Here is a 17,599-nt window from a genome sequence, read left to right as displayed (position 1 = left end):
CGGGATGCTTTCCTGCACAATGTCACCTATACCTTGCAGCTCATTGAAGGTATGCATCGCCTTGGCAAGAAGGAGTTCCTTGTTCCAAAGAAGGAGACATAACGAATCGATATGGCTTTTCTGTAACGGGGTATGGACATATTCCTTCAGAAGCTGCAGGCTGTCACAAACCCCACGGCGTTTGCGGCTGTATTCCCTCAGGTCGTCATCATTCCATATGACGGCAATCTCGGCATGGGTGGAGAGGTCCAATAGACCGATGTAGCTCTTTTCAGCCAGGCGGTGTATCGCCACCAGCTCCTTCTCCTCCTTGCGCAGCGTGTGTCTTTGCATCTGCTCCTGACGGAACTGATAGACGATGAATGCCAACAGCAGGACCAAGACGGCATAACCGAAAGATATTTTTAATTTTAACCACATGATAGCACTAATTATGAATCTTACTCACGAGTAGAATACTCGTTTCATATAATATCCATATCGGAAGACTCACGAGCGAAAGCGTAAATACATCTGAAGTCGGCGTAATAATAGCTGCCACCACAAGAATAACCACGATGGCGTGTTTGCGGTATTTGCGCATAAAATCGGCCGACAGGAATCCCAGTTTGGCGAACAGCCACGATAGAATTGGTATCTCAAAAACAAGCCCCATTGCCAACGACATGGTCATCAGCGTGGAAATGTAGGATTGCAAGGCAATCATGTTTTCCACTTCACCGCTGACCTGATAGGTTCCCAAGAAACGGAACGTCAGCGGGAAAATCAGAAAGTAGCTGACCGCCACACCCAAGGCGAACATAGCATAGCCGCCTCCGACCACCTGCACCACATATTTCCGCTCATTAACATATAAAGCAGGCGATACGAAGCGAAACAACTGGTAGAGGATGTATGACGATGCACAGAGAACACCTGCACATAGTGCGGCTTTCATGTGGATGATGAACTGCCCAGCCAGTCCCGTGTTGATGAGCTTCACGAGAAAATCCGGCGCACCGGATTCCGTCACCAGACCGCCGAGCGAATAGAGCAGGCGGTAGGTAATGAAGTCTGCATCTTTGGGCGCGAGGATGACTGCGAACAGCTCTTCTTTGAAGCAGAATGCTGCCACGCCGAACACGACGGCCACGAGCAGGCTCTTAACGATAGCCGCCCGCAGCACGTCGAGATGTTCCCAGAAAGATTGTTTGTCCGTATCAGCCGCCATCCGCTTATTCTTTTTTCACCGGTTCCTCCTCGATCTCTTTCTCCATATTGTTCATCCCTTCCTTGAACGAACGTACTCCCTTGCCGAGACCTTTCATCAGTTCGGGAATCTTCTTGCCACCGAAGAACAGCAGCACGACCAATGCGATCAGTAGCATTTCCTGCATACCCAGACCGCCGATAAATAAGGGCGTTATCATATTGGTTTTGTTTTAATTCGATATATCTGCTCTATAACCAACGTATTGCATCGTTACATGAATCCGTAGCATGACTACCCGAAACATTTACGTCCTAATTCGTAAGCCTGTCGACTGTATTCCGTGTCATTCACCGCACCCGTCGGCCACATTCCCTCCGCCACGACCGTTCCACAGTCTTTCCATCCTAAATACCGGAGCAGCGTATGGTAATGCGAGAGCATCGGCTCGGCTTCTTCCGCAGCTGTATCAGCGTATGCCATCAGCAAGGCCGACCGTTTCTCGCTTCCCTTGACCTGCCCGTTGAGCGCATAGAAGCGGTCTATCACGGCTTTGAGCTGCGAAGAGAATCCGAAGTAATACATTGGCGTGGCGAATACCACCATATCGGCGGTCACAAGGTGCGGACGAAGCTGCCCGAAATCGTCGTTGAATATACACTGACCGTTCATTCCGCAACGGTTGCAGGCGATGCAGGAAGAAACCTTGAGCTGGGCGCAATCGAAATGGTACACCTCGTGTCCGGCTTCTTCCGCACCCTTGATGAATTGTCCGGCCAAATGATTGGTATTCCCGTTCCGGCGCGGACTTCCTGTCAATACTACTATTTTCATTTTCTTATCCGTTTTATCGTTCAACAATTCGGCTGCCTTCGCTATCCCGACTCCGGAAAGCAGGGTTGCTCCGGCTGCTGCACCGACAGTCTTTATGAATTTTCTTCTGTCCGTATCAGTTCAACTTTTTTCATTTAACCACTTTGATAGATGGTCTGCCACTTCTGATATTATTCAAGTCAGGCAACAGGAAATGCGTGTGACGCATAGTTCTGTTTCCGCCAACTGATACCCCGATACGATTTATCGGTTACCACGGGAAATTATCCGGGTCGTTCTGTTCATACGCACGTTGGTTGCGGTTCAGACCGGTAATAATCTCCATTTCGGAAGGCGAAAGCTCGAAGTCGAAGATACGGATATTCTCGTCCGTGTACGCATCGTTGTCGCAGCGGGGAATGGTGACCAGCCCGCGCTGCATGTGCCAACGCAGGATGACCTGTGCGGCAGATTTACCGTGCCGGGCGGCAATCTCGCCGATTGCAGGGTCATCGAGCACGCCGGTAACGCCCTGTCCCAACGGTCCCCATGCTTCCACCTGAATACCCTTGCGGAACGTATAGCCCACGACATCGTGCTGGGTCATGTACGGCTCGATCTCGATTTGATTGACGACGGGACGTATGCGTGCATACTCCAGCAACTCGTCGAGATGGTGCGGGTTGAAGTTGCTCACGCCGATACTGCGGATTTTCCCCTTGTCCACGTATTCCTCCAATATCTGCCAAGTCTCCTTGATATGTCCTTTTACGGGCCAGTGGATGAGTACGAGGTCGATGTAGTCCGTTCCGAGGTCGGCAAGACTTTTGTCAAGCGACTGCCGCACGGTGCCGCCTCGCATTTCCATAGTGTTCACTTTCGTGGTAATGAACAGCTCTCGGCGGTCTATTCCGCTCCGGCATATGCCTTCGCCCACCTCTTTCTCGTTTCCGTAGCCCTGTGCCGTGTCGATCAGGCGGAACCCGACCTTGATTGCATGGCATACTCTTTCTGCGGCATTATCCTTGACCAAGAACGTGCCGACTCCCAATTGCGGCATTTCCATGCCGTTGTTCAGTTTTACAGTTGGTACTTTATTCATTTCCTGTGCGTTTGTTTGAATTGCCATCCCCCATACAAAGGCAATGGCAAGGATTGTTTTCAATCTGTTTCTCATTCTATTTATTGTTTATCACATCGCCGTATATCCTCCGTCCATCGCCCAAGTCTGTCCGATGGCAAAGCCGGCATAGTCGCTGCAAAGGAGCAGCACCATCGAAGCGATTTCTTCTGCCTTGCCGACACGCCCCAACGGGATGGCGTCGATGACACGTGCCATGTGGTCGGGCGACTGCTCGATGGCCTGACGTACCATCGGTGTCTCGCAGGTGCCGGGGCAGATAGCGTTGATGCGGATTCCCTGCCGGGCATACTCCAACGCCGCCGATTTGGTCAGTCCCAGTACACCGTGCTTCGAGGCGTTGTAAGCCCCGATGCAGGGGATGCCTACCAGACCACCCTGCGACGAGCAGTTCACGATGGCTCCCTTGCCGTGCTTTTTCATCTCGACAAGTTCGTACTTCATACAGTTCCACACGCCACGCAGATTGACCGAAATTACCCGGTCGAAATCCCAGCCTTCGGTTTCCGCCAGATCTTCCCGCACGGCGGCATGTATGCCTACGTTATTATAGGCTATATCCAACTTGCCGAAAACAGCGACCGCCTTTTCGACAGCCGCTTTCACTTGTACCTCGTCCGATACGTCACACCTGATACCGATGGCGTTGTGTCCTTCCGCTTCCAGTTCCTTGGCACGGTCTGTTACCCGACTATCCAAATCGGCCATGACAACCGACGCACCGGCTTCGGCAAACATCCGTGCGGCGGCATAACCGATACCGCCAGCCGCACCCGTAATAAATGCCACTTTATTTTCAAAACGTATTTCCATAGTGAATCAAAGTTTTTCCGTATCAGACATATCACGGGTAATACTCACGCTTTGACGGACATAGAGCGTGTCATCATGTATAAGACGAACGGCAAGCCCGACAACGGAGGGGATGGTCGAAACAATCCTTTCGCTTGTTCGCCTTTGAAAGTCAATGTGAAATCATCCTTATCCCCGTCCCGTAAATACCCCGGACGAAGTACCGTGTAATCCAGACCGCTGTTTTCCACAATATCCGCCGCTTTGCGGTTGGGTATTTGGTCGGGATTGTTTCTAACATTGTCTTCATCGTCCATGTCCGCCGGAATCTCATCGTAGATTCCCACGGCTCCCATAAAGATAATACGGCGTAAACCGGCTTTCTTCATGGCTGATACCGTTTTTTCAGCGATAACGGGCAAATCGTCGCCCGATATGGCGCAATACACCACATGGCAACCCGCCATCGCCTGCTGCAAATCATCCGCTTTCATGGCGTCACAATCGACGACATGGCATCGCTCACTTTCGTGATAGCAAGCCGAGGCATGACGGGATGCAAGCGTCAGATGACACTCTTCGTCATTGCTCAGCTTCTCGACAAGAGCTTTCCCGAATGTCCCGGATGCTCCTAAAATCAGAATTCTTTTCATGCTTGAATTATTTTAGTTTTAACCAGTTGTTTCCGAATGAAGTCTGTTCGGTCTCCGCATGACCGCGTATGCCATATACCGGCAATCTGTCGAGTTCGGAATCCAGCCTGTCGAACTCTTCATCTGTCAGTTGCATTTCGCACGCCCGCAGATTCTCCATGATGCGCTCTTTGTTCTTCGAGCCGGGAATGGGCACGACATTCGTATATTTACGGAGCATCCAAGCCAAAGAGACCTGCGCTGGAGTCGCCTGCTTTTCTGCGGCAAAACTCCTGAGCATTTCGACAATGGGCATATTGCCGGTTATGTTCTCCCGCTTCAGTTGTGGAACCCATACACGCACGTCATCGACCTGGCCGAACTCCGTATCCGGTGTAATTTTTCCGGATAAAAGTCCGCTGGCGACAGGTGAGAACGGCACAAAAGCAATCCCGTTTCCCACGCAAAAAGGAATGACATCTTTTTCAGAAGTGCGCTCCACCATAGAGTAGATATTCTGCACGGCACCTACGGGCGTTACGGCATGCGCCGCTTCAAGTTGAGCCTTGTCCACCGTCGAAATGCCCCATTCGCGGACAAGTCCCTCCTGAATGAGCCTGCCCATCGCATGGGCGACCTCCAGATTGTCCACCTCCATGTTGATGCGGTGCAGATAGTACAAGTCCACGTAATCGGTCTGCAAATTCTTTAACGAGCGTTCAAGGTGGCGGCGGACGGCAGCATAAACGGAGCCGCAATCTTCAACCGCCTCAGGCTGGATATGCAGTTTTGTGGCAATCACAACCTCATTGCGAAAGCCTCTGACCGCACGCCCGACAATCTCCTCGTTATGTCCGGGATAATAAAGCTCCTTCCCGTATCCTTCTGCCGTATCGAAAAAATTGCATCCATAGCCGAACGCTTCCCGAATGGCTTCTTCGGCATATCCTGCGCCCGGTACTTGGCCGTATCCGTGGGAGAATCCCATACAGCCCATGCCTATTTCACTGACGCTTAAACTGCGAATCTTTCTTCTTTTCATAGCTTGCAGTTATCTACCCAGTTGCGAATGCTTTTCTCATCGGCACGATTAAGCAGGCGTCCCTCTCTCCAGTTCAGCGCGGGATAGGTTTTCTTCAACGCCGCCGCGCTGCCCGCGAGCGTGCTGCCTCCGGATGTGGCGAACGGGATGACTGTTTTGCCCTTCAGGTCGTGGCTTTCGATGAACGTATTGATAATGCGCGGCGCGAGGTCCCACCAGATGGGATAACCGATGAAGATGACATCGTAATCGGCGATGTTTTCCTTTCTGCCTTTGATTGCCGGACGCGATTTAGGGTCGTTCATCTCTACCGAACTGCGCGACCGCTTGTCATTCCAGTCGAGGTCGGCACTCGTATAGGGTTGTGCAGGCACAATCGCATAAAGCTCTCCGCCCGTAACATTCGCCAGTTTTTCGGCCGCTCGTGCCGTCGTTCCCGTCGCCGAGAAATAGGCTACCAATATTTTATGGTTTAATCCTCCTTTGTTCATATCCTGTCTTTGTTGTGCGCCGGTGTCGGTAGCCATGCCGACCACCGACAGCAATATCAATAAAAATCTATACATGCGGCTGATTATTTAAGTTTGTCATACTCTTCGTCGGTAACGGGTTCCAGCCATTCATTGGAAGCGTTTTCGCCTGCAATCTCGAACGCCAGATGCGCGAACCAGCTGTCGGCTGCCGCACCATGCCAGTGCTTTACATTGGCCGGAATGTGGATGACCGTTCCGGGCAAAATCTCTATCGCCGGTTTACCCTCTTCCTGATACCAGCCGTGCCCGGCCACACCGATAAGCATCTGTCCGCCGCCTTTCGTGGCTTTATGGATGTGCCAGTTGTTGCGGCAGCGAGGCTCGAAAGTCACGTTGGAAATATTCACCTGCTCACGCGAAACCGGTGCGAGGTAACTGTTGCCGGTGAAATATTGGGCATACGCCGTGTTGGGTTCGCCGATGGGGAAAATCATTTTGCGTTGGAATGCAGCTTTTGCATCCTCTCCGGTCGTCTCTTCCGCCCATACCTCTTTCGCCAGACGGAATGCCGCCCATGCCTTCGGCCAACCCGCGTAAAAACCGATATGCGTGATAATTTCGGCGATTTCGGTGCGGGTGATACCGTTGTTCTTCGCCGACTGCAAATGATATGTCAGCGAGTTGTCTGTGATACCTTGACTGATGAGCGAGGTAATCGTCACCAAGCTGCGGTCGCGAAGACCGAGTTTGTCGGTGCGGCTCCATACCTCGCCGAAAAGGACGTCGTCGTTGAGTTCTGCGAATTTCGGGGCGAACCCGCCTAACTGATCGCGCCCTGCTGTCTGTACTATCTTTTCCTGTGCCATAACATTAAATGTTAAAACGGTGAATACTGAAATTAAAATAATTCGGTTCATGATTCTTTATTGAATGAAGTTATTGATTCGGTTCGCGGGATTGAGCGGCGTCTGGTCAGACAACACCAGCGACTTGACCATGTGCAGCGTCCCCTGCTTGTATTTTTGGAAATGTTCGGAAACGATATGCTTCTCGTAGGCTTCACGGCTCGCATAAGTTTCGAGGATGGTTACCTTGCAGGGATTCTCCTTTTCGCTGACTGCGTACATCGTCAATACGCCCGGTTCGGTACGCAGGGAGACTTCGCCCACCTCGGTCGCGTATTTCATGTACTCGTCGAGATGCTGCGGGTAAACCTCGATTTTCGACAGGCGCACGATACCGTCGGCGGTCATCGGCTCCTTGGCGCACATTCCCGGCTGCTTGTCCAAGTTCAGGCATTTGCCGATAATCTCTCCGGTGGCGATGTAGGAATAGGTCGGAAACTCGAACAGCACGGGTTTCAACCGTGTATAATCGAGTTTCCCGTTGCCGTCAAGCACTTCGGGTGCAGCGTAAGTGTTGGCAATCGAGCAGATAAAATTGTCGAAGCCGTCCGACTTGTATATATCCACCACGTTGCATTCCATCACAAGCGGCGATGCGTCGATTACAGGACTTCCGTTTTCGCCCCAGTGGAATAAGAACTCGTGTGACTTGTCCGTGTTAGCCCCACTCACGCTTCCCACATAGTCTGCCTTTGGAAGCATCTTCCTGTCAACGAGATTGACGGATAGTTTCTTGGACTCTATGATGCCCTGATTGGTATAATGCTTGTCGCTCATGCTGACGAGAATGCGGTCATGCCCGATAATGCCGACATGCGCCACAAGGAGCCAATTCACCTTACCATTTACTTCAGCTCCCACCACAGTTACGGGCATAGGGTAAAGAGCCAGTTTGCTACCGATATTTTTCTTTTCCGTTATCATCATTTCTTTATCTTTTAGTTGTGAAGCATTATCGCTCTTACACGCAGAAGCGAGTATTAACGCGAGAATACAAACTGCATTTATAAAACGTATCTTCATTACTTGTTCATATTAAATAGTTTATAGGCATTGCTCCAAAGTATGCCATCAATATGCGGAGCCAGCATATCATCGGATTTCAGCGCCGAACGGAGTTTATTCAGGTTCTCGGTCAGCACGGCGGCCGGTTGATAGGGATAATCCGAACCATACATGAGATGATCCGGTGTGGTAATTGCCAACAGCATTTTAATGACTTCGGGAGTTACTCCTCCTGCAAGGTCGTAGTATAAGTTCTTCAGGTTGGCTTCCCAGTCTATGGAATTCATCAGCCCTTTGGCGAGCATAGCCGGATGCACCATTTTCATCCGAGGCAAGGCAAGCGGCAAGAATGAGCCGCAGTGAGGAATGACAAACCGTATGTTCGGATAGCGTGCCGGGACATTGTGGACAATTATATTGACAACCGTTCGCGTCGTCTCAGCGGGATATTCGTAAATAGCAAGCGGAGTTGCTGCTATCAGAGTATCATTGACCGGCACGGGTTTGTGTGGATGCAGGATTACGACGGCATGTCGTTCGTTCAATACGCTCATCAACGTGTCGAGAGCCGGGTCGCCCAAATATTGCCCGCGACTGTTGGTCGCCAATTTGATACCGTCTGCACCGAGAGTATCGAGAGCATATACGGCTTCTTTAATGGCAGTTTCGACATCGGGCAACGGTAATGAAGCGCAGAAAAGGAACTTGCCGGGATAGTCCGACTTCAATCGGGCACTTGCCTCGTTATAAAAGCGGACAATCCGGGTGCATTCGTCAGTGTTGCCGTAATACGGTTGCGGAGCCGACATCGAAAGTATAGCCTTTCCGATACCGGCATTTTCCATAAATTCCAGATGGGTGTCTATATCCCATTGCGGCAACGGGAATGTCTCTTTCATTGCGGCCCCGTGTCTTTCCAGAAATTCGGTGAACTCGGGAAAGATATTGTGGCAATGTACGTCTATGACTTGTTGCGCATTAGATGTGTATATTGATAACATGCCTACTATGCTGATTAACAAATGTTTCATAAATTATATTCATTTGATTTCACCAACTCTTTCCATTCGATATGATTTTTACCGTTTTTTGTTGTTACAGATAGATGAACGAGTTTACTGTCTTGTGTAGCTCCGTGCCAGTGCTTTACATTAGCCGGTGTATTTATCACATCACCACGCTTTATAAGGCGTTTCGGCTTGCCTTCCTCTTGGTAAAATCCTTCTCCATCCAATATCAACAATACCTGATCTGCATCAGGATGAATATGCCATGAATTGTAACTTCCTGGCTCGAATATGAGGTGATGAATGTCATATTCAGGTTTTATTACAACCGTGGAAATACAGATTTTTCCGGTATAATGTTCTGACCGTACTTCTTGCCCTCGATTGAAAATCAAACTGTCATACAGCATACAAGGATCTGATAATGACTGCTTGGGGAAATTTATATTTGTTTCATGGGATGAAGCATAAACTTCCATACCGAATATAATCGCCATGACAAAACTGACAACTATGCCTATATATGTTTTCTGTTTCATATAATTCCGCATTTGGAGTTAAATCATCGGCATTTCCCAAGCACCTCTCGTATCTACACCGGTATTTTCAGCCGTCTCTTCCAAAACTTTCATTTCATCGTCGGTCAGTGTCACCTTTATGGCTTCAAGCGCATCCTGCACCTGAGCGGGTTTCGTCACACCGATGATCGGTGTCGTTCCTTTGCCAATCGCCCAAGCCAGAGCAACCTGTGCCGGAGTGATGCCGTATTTGTCGCCGACTGTGCGCATCGCGGCAACAAGTTTTTCGATTTGCGGCAATAGCGGGTTGTAGGTATCACCGCGTTGGCTTCCGGCAGGTAGCGGATGGGCTGTGTCATATTTTCCACTTAATGCGCCCTGTTCCAGCACCATGTATGCCCAGAAGTCGATGCCGTTTTCCTTGCAATAATTCAGGATGCCGGCTTTCTCCGACGAACGGTAAAGGAGGCTGAAATGGTTCTACACAGCGGAAATATGCACTCCCTCTTTGGAAAGAATCTCTTCCGCACGCTTGATCTGTGCAAGGTTGTGGTTGGAGACACCCACACGTTTTACTTTGCCGTTTTTCACGAGGTTGGCAAGGAACGGAGTCCACCTCTCCACATCCGCCGGATTGTGAATCCAGTAGATGTCGATATAGTCCGTGCCGAAACGTTCGAGACTGCTACCCAGCATATCTTCTACCGGATTAACGGAATCCCCAGCAATCTGGGGAGTAAACTTCGTTGAGATGAGTACATCTTCACGGTTGTGCTCTTTGGTGAATGCGGCAAGTAAGCTTTCCGAAGCACCCATGCCATAAACTACAGCAGAATCCCACAGGTTCAGACCTCCGGCCATTGCCGCATCGAATACGGGCTTCAGTTCATTCACCCCGAGGTTGTTTCCGAATACTTGGTCGCCACCGGCGAATCCTACGCCCCACGACCATGTGCCTAATGCAATTGAAGGTAATTTCATTTTTTCCATCTCTAATTCTTATTTTGTTATATGTTTCATAATTTTTGCCGGAACGCCGCCCACGACCGTATTTGCCGCAACGTCTTTTGTTACAACGGCTCCTGCCGCAACGACAGCGTTGTCTCCGATAGTCACGCCTTGCAGGATAGTCGCATTGGAGCCGATCCAAACGTTCTTACCCAGCACGATGGGAGCTGGGTAAGTGGTTTTCCGCTTTTCGGGCGAAAGTCCATGATTGAGCGTAGCAAACACTACGTTGTGTCCAATCTGGCATCCGTCGCCTATCGTGACTCCGCCGTGATCCTGAAAGTGGCAGCAGGCGTTGATAAACACATTTTCACCTACGGTGATGTTCTTACCGAAATCCGCATAGAGGGGTGGGAAAACGCGCAGCGATTGCGGAACTTCATATCCGAACAGTTTGGATAACAGTCCACGCACTTCATCCGGCGTATGATAAGCAGTATTCAGGCGGAACGTGATGCGACGGGCCTCATTGCTCATATCGTCCATGAAACGGTGGATTTCCTCCGTATCGAGAGGCTTCCGTGTCTTTACGTATGTCTTGAAATCTTCTATCGTCATATTTATTGCCTTTCGAATTTTACTGCTATATCTCCTCCGATATTCAGAGCCTCGATGCCGTCACCGTCGATACGGCCTATTTTAATCAGGTCGTTGCTATGCGACCAGCTCTTGCAGAAAATCGCCACGTTGCCCCACGGCGCATAAATCGTGATGTCGCCGGGCGTGGGCGCACAGCCGCGTGTCACGCCTTCGGTCGTCAGAGCCGGACCGGGATAAAATATTTTCTCGGTCGTGTTGTTGTAATCGTTCAGTGTAACCTCTAACGGCAGACGGGAAAGAAAATCCCTGCCTGCGGCATTGTCCTCCATCGTGGCGGTAATCGTGCGGTCGCCGACCGTAATGTTCACTTTCAGAGAAGTTTCATCCGGAGTATCCGGTTTATCCGATTCTTCCCGCCCTGCTCCGATTTCTTCGAGCCATGCAGGAACACGGGTCGCCATTTGCGAAAGCCCCGAAGATGTCAGCAACAGGGTCCGGTCGATTACCGTCGCTTCCGGGCATAGGCTGCGTGCTTCACTTACCGATGTGGAGATACCGCTGCTGCCGCTGGTGGCGAACAGTGCGATTCGTTTTCCGGCAAGTTTTGCTGCGTGTTCGTGCAGGAATGTCTGCATCGATGTCGCCATGCTGCTATACCAGATGGGATAACCGACAAATACGATGTCATAGTCATCGAAATTTTCCAACGAAGTCTTGATCGGAGGATAGTTGCCCTGACGGATAGCCGCCAGCTCTTCCTGCGAGCGTTCCAACATGGCGTTGTAGTCATTGTCGTATGCCGTTTCCGGCTCCACTTCGAGAATATCGCAGTCGAGTGTCGTCTGAATCAGTTGCGCCACACGCTCGGTATTGTTCGTGCGGGAAGCATAAAGGACAAGGTAACGGCCGTTCCCGCCGGGGGCAGGCGTGTCGGGATTATCGTCGGAATCATCACCGCCACCCGGATTTTCCGGCTGTTCGGGCTGTTCTGAAGTGAACGGCTCATCAGAATCGCCTCCGCAAGCCGCCATAGACAAGGCGGCAAACAATAAAAACGGAATCAATAAAATCTTTTTCATATCATAAATATTCTATTTGTCGATTTGGCTTTCAGTAAACGGATCGGCACGGTGGCCTATAAGGTCGATTCGTGCGTATTCTTTGTCGAACTCCTCCATTTCGTATGGAGTGAGACGAACGGTCGCCGCACCGAGAAAATCATCCAGATGGGCAGGATTGGTCGTGCCGGGTATCGGGGCTATCCACGCCTTGCGCGAAAGCATCCATACGAGGGCGAACTGCGCCGGAGTCACACGTTTGCGCTTCGCCCATTTGCGGACAAGTGCCACGAGCGGCATGTTGTGTTTCAGCGCTTCAGGGGTGAATTGCGGCAGGTTCCAGCGACGGTCGCCCTCGTAGAAACGGCTGTTCTCGTCGATTACACCCGTAAGGAACGCACGTCCCAGCGGGCAATAGGGAACGAAGCCGATGCCTAACTCTTCGAGTGTCGGAAATATCTTCGTTTCTGGTTCTCGCCACCAGATAGCATACTCGCTCTGCACAGCCGACAAAGGACATACGGCATGGGCGCGACGGATAGAACGTGCGCTGGCTTCCGACAGTCCCCAATGCAAAACCTTTCCCTCCTGCATCAAATCCTTGACCGTGCCGGCGACCTCTTCCATCGGCACGTTCGGATCGACACGGTGCTGGTATAAAAGGTCAATATGATCTGTACGCAACCGCCGGAGCGACCCTTCCACTGCGCGACGAATATGGTCGGGACGGCTGTTCAGTGCGGTTGGTTGCTTTTCCTCGACTCCGAAACCGAACTTTGTACCGATTCTCACCTTGTCACGGAACGGGGCGAGTGCTTCTCCGCCCCACTCTTCGCTGGTATAAGGTCCATACACCTCCGCCGTATCGAAAAAGGTCACACCCTTTTCGTAGGCATGGCGGATAAGTGCAATCATGTCTTTCTTTTCATACTTTCCACCATAATAGCCCACCATGGGTAAACAGCCCAAGCCGATAACCGATACATTCAACAATCCTCCAAGATTTCTATGCTCCATATTTCCTAACGGATTACTCCTGCTCAAATAATTGCTTTTAGATGGCGATGGAAATTGGGCAAAGACTTTCGATAATCCTGTCCATTCTCTGGCAGCCAGTAAAGCTGTCATTGATGACAGCTTTAAAAAATCTCTTCTGTTCATAAATCATATAATTTTAAAGAATGACCTTCACCAATCAAGCCTCGCATAATCTCCATTTCATTCTCTTCCAGCCGAAAAGTAATGGATTCGTTTTCCTGTTCAGGGCAGATTCCATCCTGAACGAGAAAACATCTCACTACATTTTCGGTAGAGGTATGATAACGGTCTGCAAAATAGCGTACGACTTCATCTTCGTACAATTTCGCTGGAATGTCAATTTGTTCATTCATTACTACTTTCTTTGTATGATGCAAAATTACCTGATGCTCGTATAACCGATGTAATCATAAGTGGGCAGTTCGTACCAATTTTACTGATTTCTATCCTTTTTATTCGACTATTCGATTAAAATCATGTATTTTTGCATGTAAACAAGAGCTTGAACGGAAAGCTATGAGCAAGATACTAAAAGTACGAAATGTGGGCGATTATAGTCAGTGGGTAGGACACACCGACAGACATCCGTTAGTCAGTGTCATTGACTATGCGGAAGTATCCCCTGTACGCCATAGCTTGAACAATTACAGCATCTATGGTATTTTCTTTCATGACGAAGCTGAAATAGATTTAGCTTATGGTTGTGGAAAGTACGATTACAAGAAAGGAACGGTCATCTGCGTTGCTCCTGGCCAGATAGGTGGTAAAGAGGACAACGGCGAACGGGTAATGCTAACAGGTTGGGCACTACTGTTCCATCCTGACCTTTTACATGGTACCCCGTTGGAAAGGACGATAAAGAATTATTCGTTTTTCGATTACCGTGTTAATGAAGCTCTGCACATGAGCGATGAAGAACACGGCATTTTGACATCACTGATGTGCCAGATAAGGGATGAACTCTGGAAAAGGCACGATGAATTTCAAGATTCCATCATTGTGGGTTATATCGAGTTGGTTCTGAACTTCTGCCAACGTTTCTATAACCGCCAGTTCATCACCCGGAAACTTGATAATTCGGATATGTTGATGAAATTCGACCGTTTGTTGCATGATTACTTTGACAGGAACATGCAACTGACATATGGCTTGCCGACAGTGCAGTATTGCGCCGACAAACTTTGCATGTCATCGAATTATTTCGGGGATATGATAAAAAAGACAACAGGTGATACAGCAAGTAATTATATCCGTCAATACATAATACAACTGGCAAAAAACGAACTTGCTACGGGTGAAAGTATTGCACAGGTAGCATATGGGTTGGGGTTTGAATATCCGCAACATCTTAGTCGAATGTTTAAAAAGCAAACAGGAATGACACCATCAAATTATTTCGAAAATCTGCAAAGGAAATAATTATTCTTAATAACAATTTATTGGAAAAGCACTCTAAGATAGAAGAATTTATTTTACAGGTAAATCAAGCGACTTCGGAGCCTGCTTAACGGACGGTTTGGCGGCATGATTGCCGTTAAACCGTCCTGTTTTCGTTTAACGAAAACACAACTTGCTGTCCGCAGGAGCGGACCTCGTTTCTCCAATAATTATTGTGTATCAGCTCATTGTAAGGCTATTTTCCTGTGGTTTGCGGGGCATTTCTATCAGATATTTACCGGCTGTTCTCCCCATTAAAGGATGGATATATCTCCATAACCATGTGACTTACGCCCATAATTCGGGGATAAGGAGGCGAATATATGGGAAATCGGCCCTTTACATGCTCTATTGTCCATTAATGGATTGCTACTTCTACACTTCTGCAAATGAAGAAATGGACATGTAGCCGTATATACCTCATTGTTTTTTCTTCATTATCTCCATTAACAGATTGCTACTTCTACAAATGGAGAATGACAGGTAGTCGCGTGTGACTTATATTTTTTCTTTATAATCTCCATTAATGGATTGATATTTATACACTTCTGCAAATGGAGATAGCGTATCATACGGCTATATACAAATATGGCTACACTATAATTCATGGTTGTGATGGAGATGGCTTTTCCCATCCGGTAACAGACCATGATGCCACAAGGAAAAAAGCGACAGCCACAGAGAAAAAACGGATGGCAGGAACGATTACGGAATCAGGTAAATAGAAAGTCCGGTACATGCGAATTCAGGCAATCATCCCGGATGGAAACCTGTCAAAGAGGCTTTTGAGACATTTGAAATACCGATAATAAAAAAACGAGATCAGGTATATGGACGCTGTCATATACCCACAGCCTGCCACACCGCTGTTCCGATAATCATATATGGTTATCCGTGCATCCCGCCATATCCTTATTCCGATAGAAGGACGTATCGTTATCGTCGTATCTCCATGTCCGGTCATATGGCTATACACATATCCGGTGGCATCATCGCCTTTCCCATCCGGGTCTGTCACGGGTTGGATTCGGATATTCTGGATAAGTTTTTAACCTGAGGGTAATCGGCCTGATGGTATAATAGGAACAAGAAGAAGTCTGTAATCGTGGCATTTACCCGGGTAGAGAAGCCACATCTTTTTATTGCCGGACTTCCGGCATTGCCTTATCCATGCGTGAAGAGGAGTTTTTTCTTTCATCGCAACGTTCCTCTCACATATCCAAAGGGGGTAGTGGATCCAGACCCGCTTCGGCTTTCTTTTTCCTTCCCATATGACAAAAACCGACTATCCATGACTATTCCTGCCGGTGTGTCGGCCATGCTTGCTTCTCATGGTTCCATTAACGGATTGATACTTTCACACTTCTTGTGGACCGATAATTTAAGGATTCGTATCAGGGTGGATGCATGCTCCCACACCTGCCCATAAGGATTTAAAAGGATAGGTGGACAGGGAAACGGAATCCCGCCCGTTTTTCCAGCCGCTACAGGCAGCGAGCCTCTGACGCCACCTCCGCATAGGAAGAACCGTCCGAGAGGAACGGTATGTCCGTCTCCCTCATGTGTATCATAGTGATAACCGGCTTTAGATGACTATAAGTGACAGGTGGTTTCGTTCCGTCCGGTCCTCTTCTTCCTTTATTTTGTATTCCGAGACAATACCGGTTGTGTAATTTAATAATTTAAGATTTTAAGATATGAACTCAGAAAAGGAAAAGAACCGACCTTCCAGAACCGGTGGAGAAGATATGCCATCAATCAGGAGGAATCCGATACCAACCGGTTAGGATACAGACACCTTGAATAAGGACTTTTAGCCTAAGATAAAGTAAGCTAACAGCATGATAATAAGACTCTTACAATTACGACTTCTCCTGTGAAAGCATTACCTTAGTAGTGTAACAATAAAGGAGTTAACAAGTTATGAACGAGCAAATTAGAAGCATTTTAGCACAAGAGACAACGAAGACAAGTAAGATCCGGCAGCTGTTCCTTCTGGGGGTTCCCCGTGCGGAAATCGCCAGGATGGTGACCAACGGCAATTACGGTTTTGTAGTGAACGCCCTGCGCCGGATGAGGGAACGTGAGGGCGGTCCGAATGCTCATTCGGCGACAGCCGCACCGGATTACACTTTCAACCGTAAGTTCGGTATCGAGATCGAGGCCTACAATTGCTCCCGTGAACGGCTCGCGCGCGAGCTCAGGGAGGCAGGAATCGAGGTTATGGTGGAAAGCTACAATCATACCACCCGTCCGCATTGGAAACTCGTGACGGACAGCAGTATAAGCGGCAACGACACTTTCGAACTGGTCAGTCCGATACTGGTCGGCGAAGTCGGCCTGCGGGAACTGGAGAAGGTATGCTGGATACTTGACCTGTGTGACGTGAAGGTGAACGGGAGCTGCGGGCTTCACGTACATATCGATGCCGCCGGTTTCAGCATGGAGACCTGGCGTAACCTGGCCCTGAGCTACAAACATTTGGAACCGGTCATCGACAGGTTCATGCCGGCATCCCGCAGAGATAACTACTATTGCAAGGGATTGGGCCATGTATCTGATGAGATGATACGCTCGGCCCAGACGGTGGACGAGCTGAAAAACAGAATCGGCAACCGTTACCACAAGGTGAATCTCGAAGCCTATTCACGGCACAAGACGGTCGAGTTCCGCCAGCATTCGGGAACGACCAACTTCACAAAAATGCGTAACTGGGTGCTGTTTCTCCATAAATTGGTTACCTTCGCCACGAGGGGACAGGTGCCCACGGCCACCGCGCTCCGGAACATCCCTTTCCTGGACGATGAACAGAAGCTATATTATAAATTAAGAACTAAAAAATTATCGGCATGAGCAAGCATATGTATATTTTGGCGGATGGCGGCAGGATTGCCGCCTCCGACCCTTCCGAGTTTGTACGCGTCCTGCGTGAGGGCAGCTGGTTTGACAGCGGGTGCACCGACGGGGAGTACATGGTGAATTTCTCCGGGCGGTACAGGGA

19 protein-coding genes and 3 pseudogenes are annotated in these 17,599 nt (G+C 49.2%); 3 read left to right on the top strand and 19 right to left on the bottom strand.

The window, feature by feature from the left end:
* From BHV83_RS21260 to BHV83_RS21175, 19 genes and pseudogenes are all read right to left on the bottom strand, one after another.
* Positions 1–420 (bottom strand): annotated as a pseudogene (locus tag BHV83_RS21260) (hybrid sensor histidine kinase/response regulator); the annotation flags it as partial.
* A gap of 7 nt (positions 421–427) precedes the next feature.
* Positions 428–1,210: a twin-arginine translocase subunit TatC gene (gene tatC / locus BHV83_RS21255; RefSeq protein WP_122206264.1), complete on the bottom strand. Its 783-nt coding sequence runs from the start codon at positions 1,208–1,210 to the stop codon at positions 428–430.
* A 4-nt stretch (positions 1,211–1,214) separates the two neighbouring features.
* Positions 1,215–1,409, bottom strand: coding sequence for a Sec-independent protein translocase subunit TatA/TatB (locus BHV83_RS21250; protein ID WP_005641744.1), 195 nt, complete (start codon positions 1,407–1,409; stop codon positions 1,215–1,217).
* Between the two features lie 74 nt (positions 1,410–1,483).
* Entirely contained in the window at positions 1,484–2,023 is a 540-nt protein-coding gene (locus BHV83_RS21245; protein WP_286758032.1) for a flavodoxin family protein, read from the bottom strand.
* A gap of 45 nt (positions 2,024–2,068) precedes the next feature.
* Positions 2,069–2,125 (bottom strand): annotated as a pseudogene (locus tag BHV83_RS21815) (hypothetical protein); the annotation flags it as partial.
* 148 nt (positions 2,126–2,273) lie between these two features.
* Positions 2,274–3,179: an aldo/keto reductase gene (locus BHV83_RS21240; RefSeq protein ID WP_005641740.1), complete on the bottom strand. Its 906-nt coding sequence runs from the start codon at positions 3,177–3,179 to the stop codon at positions 2,274–2,276.
* A gap of 15 nt (positions 3,180–3,194) precedes the next feature.
* Entirely contained in the window at positions 3,195–3,956 is a 762-nt protein-coding gene (locus BHV83_RS21235) for an SDR family oxidoreductase (RefSeq protein WP_005641738.1), read from the bottom strand.
* A 44-nt stretch (positions 3,957–4,000) separates the two neighbouring features.
* The gene (locus BHV83_RS21230) at positions 4,001–4,588 is read right to left on the bottom strand and encodes an NAD(P)H-binding protein (RefSeq protein ID WP_005641736.1); all 588 of its coding nucleotides are present in this window, start codon (positions 4,586–4,588) and stop codon (positions 4,001–4,003) included.
* A 7-nt stretch (positions 4,589–4,595) separates the two neighbouring features.
* Positions 4,596–5,609 (bottom strand): aldo/keto reductase, encoded by a 1,014-nt coding sequence (locus BHV83_RS21225; RefSeq protein ID WP_122206263.1) that lies wholly within the window; start codon positions 5,607–5,609, stop codon positions 4,596–4,598.
* Entirely contained in the window at positions 5,606–6,175 is a 570-nt protein-coding gene (locus tag BHV83_RS21220; RefSeq protein WP_005641733.1) for a flavodoxin, read from the bottom strand. Before BHV83_RS21220 ends, BHV83_RS21225 begins: the two co-directional genes overlap by 4 nt.
* Positions 6,176–6,183: 8 nt before the next feature.
* Entirely contained in the window at positions 6,184–6,999 is an 816-nt protein-coding gene (locus BHV83_RS21215) for a carboxymuconolactone decarboxylase family protein (RefSeq protein WP_005641731.1), read from the bottom strand.
* A 6-nt stretch (positions 7,000–7,005) separates the two neighbouring features.
* Complete coding sequence (locus BHV83_RS21210; RefSeq protein WP_374938861.1) at positions 7,006–7,911, bottom strand: flavin reductase; 906 nt, start codon at positions 7,909–7,911, stop codon at positions 7,006–7,008.
* Positions 7,912–8,009: 98 nt separating this feature from the next.
* Complete coding sequence (locus BHV83_RS21205; protein ID WP_122206261.1) at positions 8,010–9,023, bottom strand: amidohydrolase family protein; 1,014 nt, start codon at positions 9,021–9,023, stop codon at positions 8,010–8,012.
* Positions 9,020–9,538 (bottom strand): cupin domain-containing protein, encoded by a 519-nt coding sequence (locus BHV83_RS21200; protein ID WP_005641727.1) that lies wholly within the window; start codon positions 9,536–9,538, stop codon positions 9,020–9,022. The genes BHV83_RS21205 and BHV83_RS21200 overlap by 4 nt, the downstream gene beginning before the upstream one ends.
* A gap of 18 nt (positions 9,539–9,556) precedes the next feature.
* Positions 9,557–10,507: pseudogene (locus tag BHV83_RS21195) on the bottom strand (aldo/keto reductase).
* 9 nt (positions 10,508–10,516) lie between these two features.
* Positions 10,517–11,083 carry a DapH/DapD/GlmU-related protein gene (locus BHV83_RS21190; RefSeq protein ID WP_005641723.1) on the bottom strand — a complete coding sequence of 189 codons (567 nt, stop codon included), beginning with the start codon at positions 11,081–11,083 and terminating at the stop codon, positions 10,517–10,519.
* A gap of 2 nt (positions 11,084–11,085) precedes the next feature.
* On the bottom strand, positions 11,086–12,144 hold the full coding sequence (locus BHV83_RS21185; RefSeq protein ID WP_122206259.1) for a cyclophilin-like fold protein: 1,059 nt from the start codon (positions 12,142–12,144) through the stop codon (positions 11,086–11,088).
* Positions 12,145–12,156: 12 nt separating this feature from the next.
* The gene (locus BHV83_RS21180; RefSeq protein ID WP_286758031.1) at positions 12,157–13,284 is read right to left on the bottom strand and encodes an aldo/keto reductase; all 1,128 of its coding nucleotides are present in this window, start codon (positions 13,282–13,284) and stop codon (positions 12,157–12,159) included.
* Positions 13,281–13,514 (bottom strand): hypothetical protein, encoded by a 234-nt coding sequence (locus BHV83_RS21175; protein ID WP_005641714.1) that lies wholly within the window; start codon positions 13,512–13,514, stop codon positions 13,281–13,283. Before BHV83_RS21175 ends, BHV83_RS21180 begins: the two co-directional genes overlap by 4 nt.
* 163 nt (positions 13,515–13,677) lie before the next feature.
* Here BHV83_RS21175 and BHV83_RS21170 point away from each other — a divergent pair, with 163 nt between their 5' ends.
* From BHV83_RS21170 to BHV83_RS21160, 3 genes are all read left to right on the top strand, one after another.
* On the top strand, positions 13,678–14,580 hold the full coding sequence (locus tag BHV83_RS21170; RefSeq protein WP_005641712.1) for a helix-turn-helix domain-containing protein: 903 nt from the start codon (positions 13,678–13,680) through the stop codon (positions 14,578–14,580).
* A 572-nt stretch (positions 14,581–15,152) separates the two neighbouring features.
* Entirely contained in the window at positions 15,153–15,323 is a 171-nt protein-coding gene (locus tag BHV83_RS21165) for a hypothetical protein (RefSeq protein ID WP_286758030.1), read from the top strand.
* A gap of 1,198 nt (positions 15,324–16,521) precedes the next feature.
* Positions 16,522–17,451, top strand: a complete 930-nt coding sequence (locus BHV83_RS21160) for an amidoligase family protein (protein WP_122206256.1) — start codon at positions 16,522–16,524, stop codon at positions 17,449–17,451.
* Positions 17,452–17,599 lie beyond the last annotated feature (148 nt).

Source organism: Parabacteroides sp. merdae-related_45_40 (assembly GCF_001915675.1).
Note: the sequence above shows the minus strand (reverse complement) of the source record. Positions and strands in the feature narration are given on the sequence as shown.

Coding starts and splice junctions, on each gene's coding strand:
- tatC (WP_122206264.1), bottom strand. CDS start 1,210: ATGGCGGCTGATACGGACAAACAATCTTTCTGGGAACATCTCGACGTG.
- BHV83_RS21250 (WP_005641744.1), bottom strand. CDS start 1,409: ATGATAACGCCCTTATTTATCGGCGGTCTGGGTATGCAGGAAATGCTA.
- BHV83_RS21245 (WP_286758032.1), bottom strand. CDS start 2,023: ATGAAAATAGTAGTATTGACAGGAAGTCCGCGCCGGAACGGGAATACC.
- BHV83_RS21240 (WP_005641740.1), bottom strand. CDS start 3,179: ATGAGAAACAGATTGAAAACAATCCTTGCCATTGCCTTTGTATGGGGG.
- BHV83_RS21235 (WP_005641738.1), bottom strand. CDS start 3,956: ATGGAAATACGTTTTGAAAATAAAGTGGCATTTATTACGGGTGCGGCT.
- BHV83_RS21230 (WP_005641736.1), bottom strand. CDS start 4,588: ATGAAAAGAATTCTGATTTTAGGAGCATCCGGGACATTCGGGAAAGCT.
- BHV83_RS21225 (WP_122206263.1), bottom strand. CDS start 5,609: ATGAAAAGAAGAAAGATTCGCAGTTTAAGCGTCAGTGAAATAGGCATG.
- BHV83_RS21220 (WP_005641733.1), bottom strand. CDS start 6,175: ATGTATAGATTTTTATTGATATTGCTGTCGGTGGTCGGCATGGCTACC.
- BHV83_RS21215 (WP_005641731.1), bottom strand. CDS start 6,999: ATGAACCGAATTATTTTAATTTCAGTATTCACCGTTTTAACATTTAAT.
- BHV83_RS21210 (WP_374938861.1), bottom strand. CDS start 7,911: ATGATAACGGAAAAGAAAAATATCGGTAGCAAACTGGCTCTTTACCCT.
- BHV83_RS21205 (WP_122206261.1), bottom strand. CDS start 9,023: ATGAAACATTTGTTAATCAGCATAGTAGGCATGTTATCAATATACACA.
- BHV83_RS21200 (WP_005641727.1), bottom strand. CDS start 9,538: ATGAAACAGAAAACATATATAGGCATAGTTGTCAGTTTTGTCATGGCG.
- BHV83_RS21190 (WP_005641723.1), bottom strand. CDS start 11,083: ATGACGATAGAAGATTTCAAGACATACGTAAAGACACGGAAGCCTCTC.
- BHV83_RS21185 (WP_122206259.1), bottom strand. CDS start 12,144: ATGAAAAAGATTTTATTGATTCCGTTTTTATTGTTTGCCGCCTTGTCT.
- BHV83_RS21180 (WP_286758031.1), bottom strand. CDS start 13,284: ATGAACAGAAGAGATTTTTTAAAGCTGTCATCAATGACAGCTTTACTG.
- BHV83_RS21175 (WP_005641714.1), bottom strand. CDS start 13,514: ATGAATGAACAAATTGACATTCCAGCGAAATTGTACGAAGATGAAGTC.
- BHV83_RS21170 (WP_005641712.1), top strand. CDS start 13,678: ATGAGCAAGATACTAAAAGTACGAAATGTGGGCGATTATAGTCAGTGG.
- BHV83_RS21165 (WP_286758030.1), top strand. CDS start 15,153: ATGGAGATAGCGTATCATACGGCTATATACAAATATGGCTACACTATA.
- BHV83_RS21160 (WP_122206256.1), top strand. CDS start 16,522: ATGAACGAGCAAATTAGAAGCATTTTAGCACAAGAGACAACGAAGACA.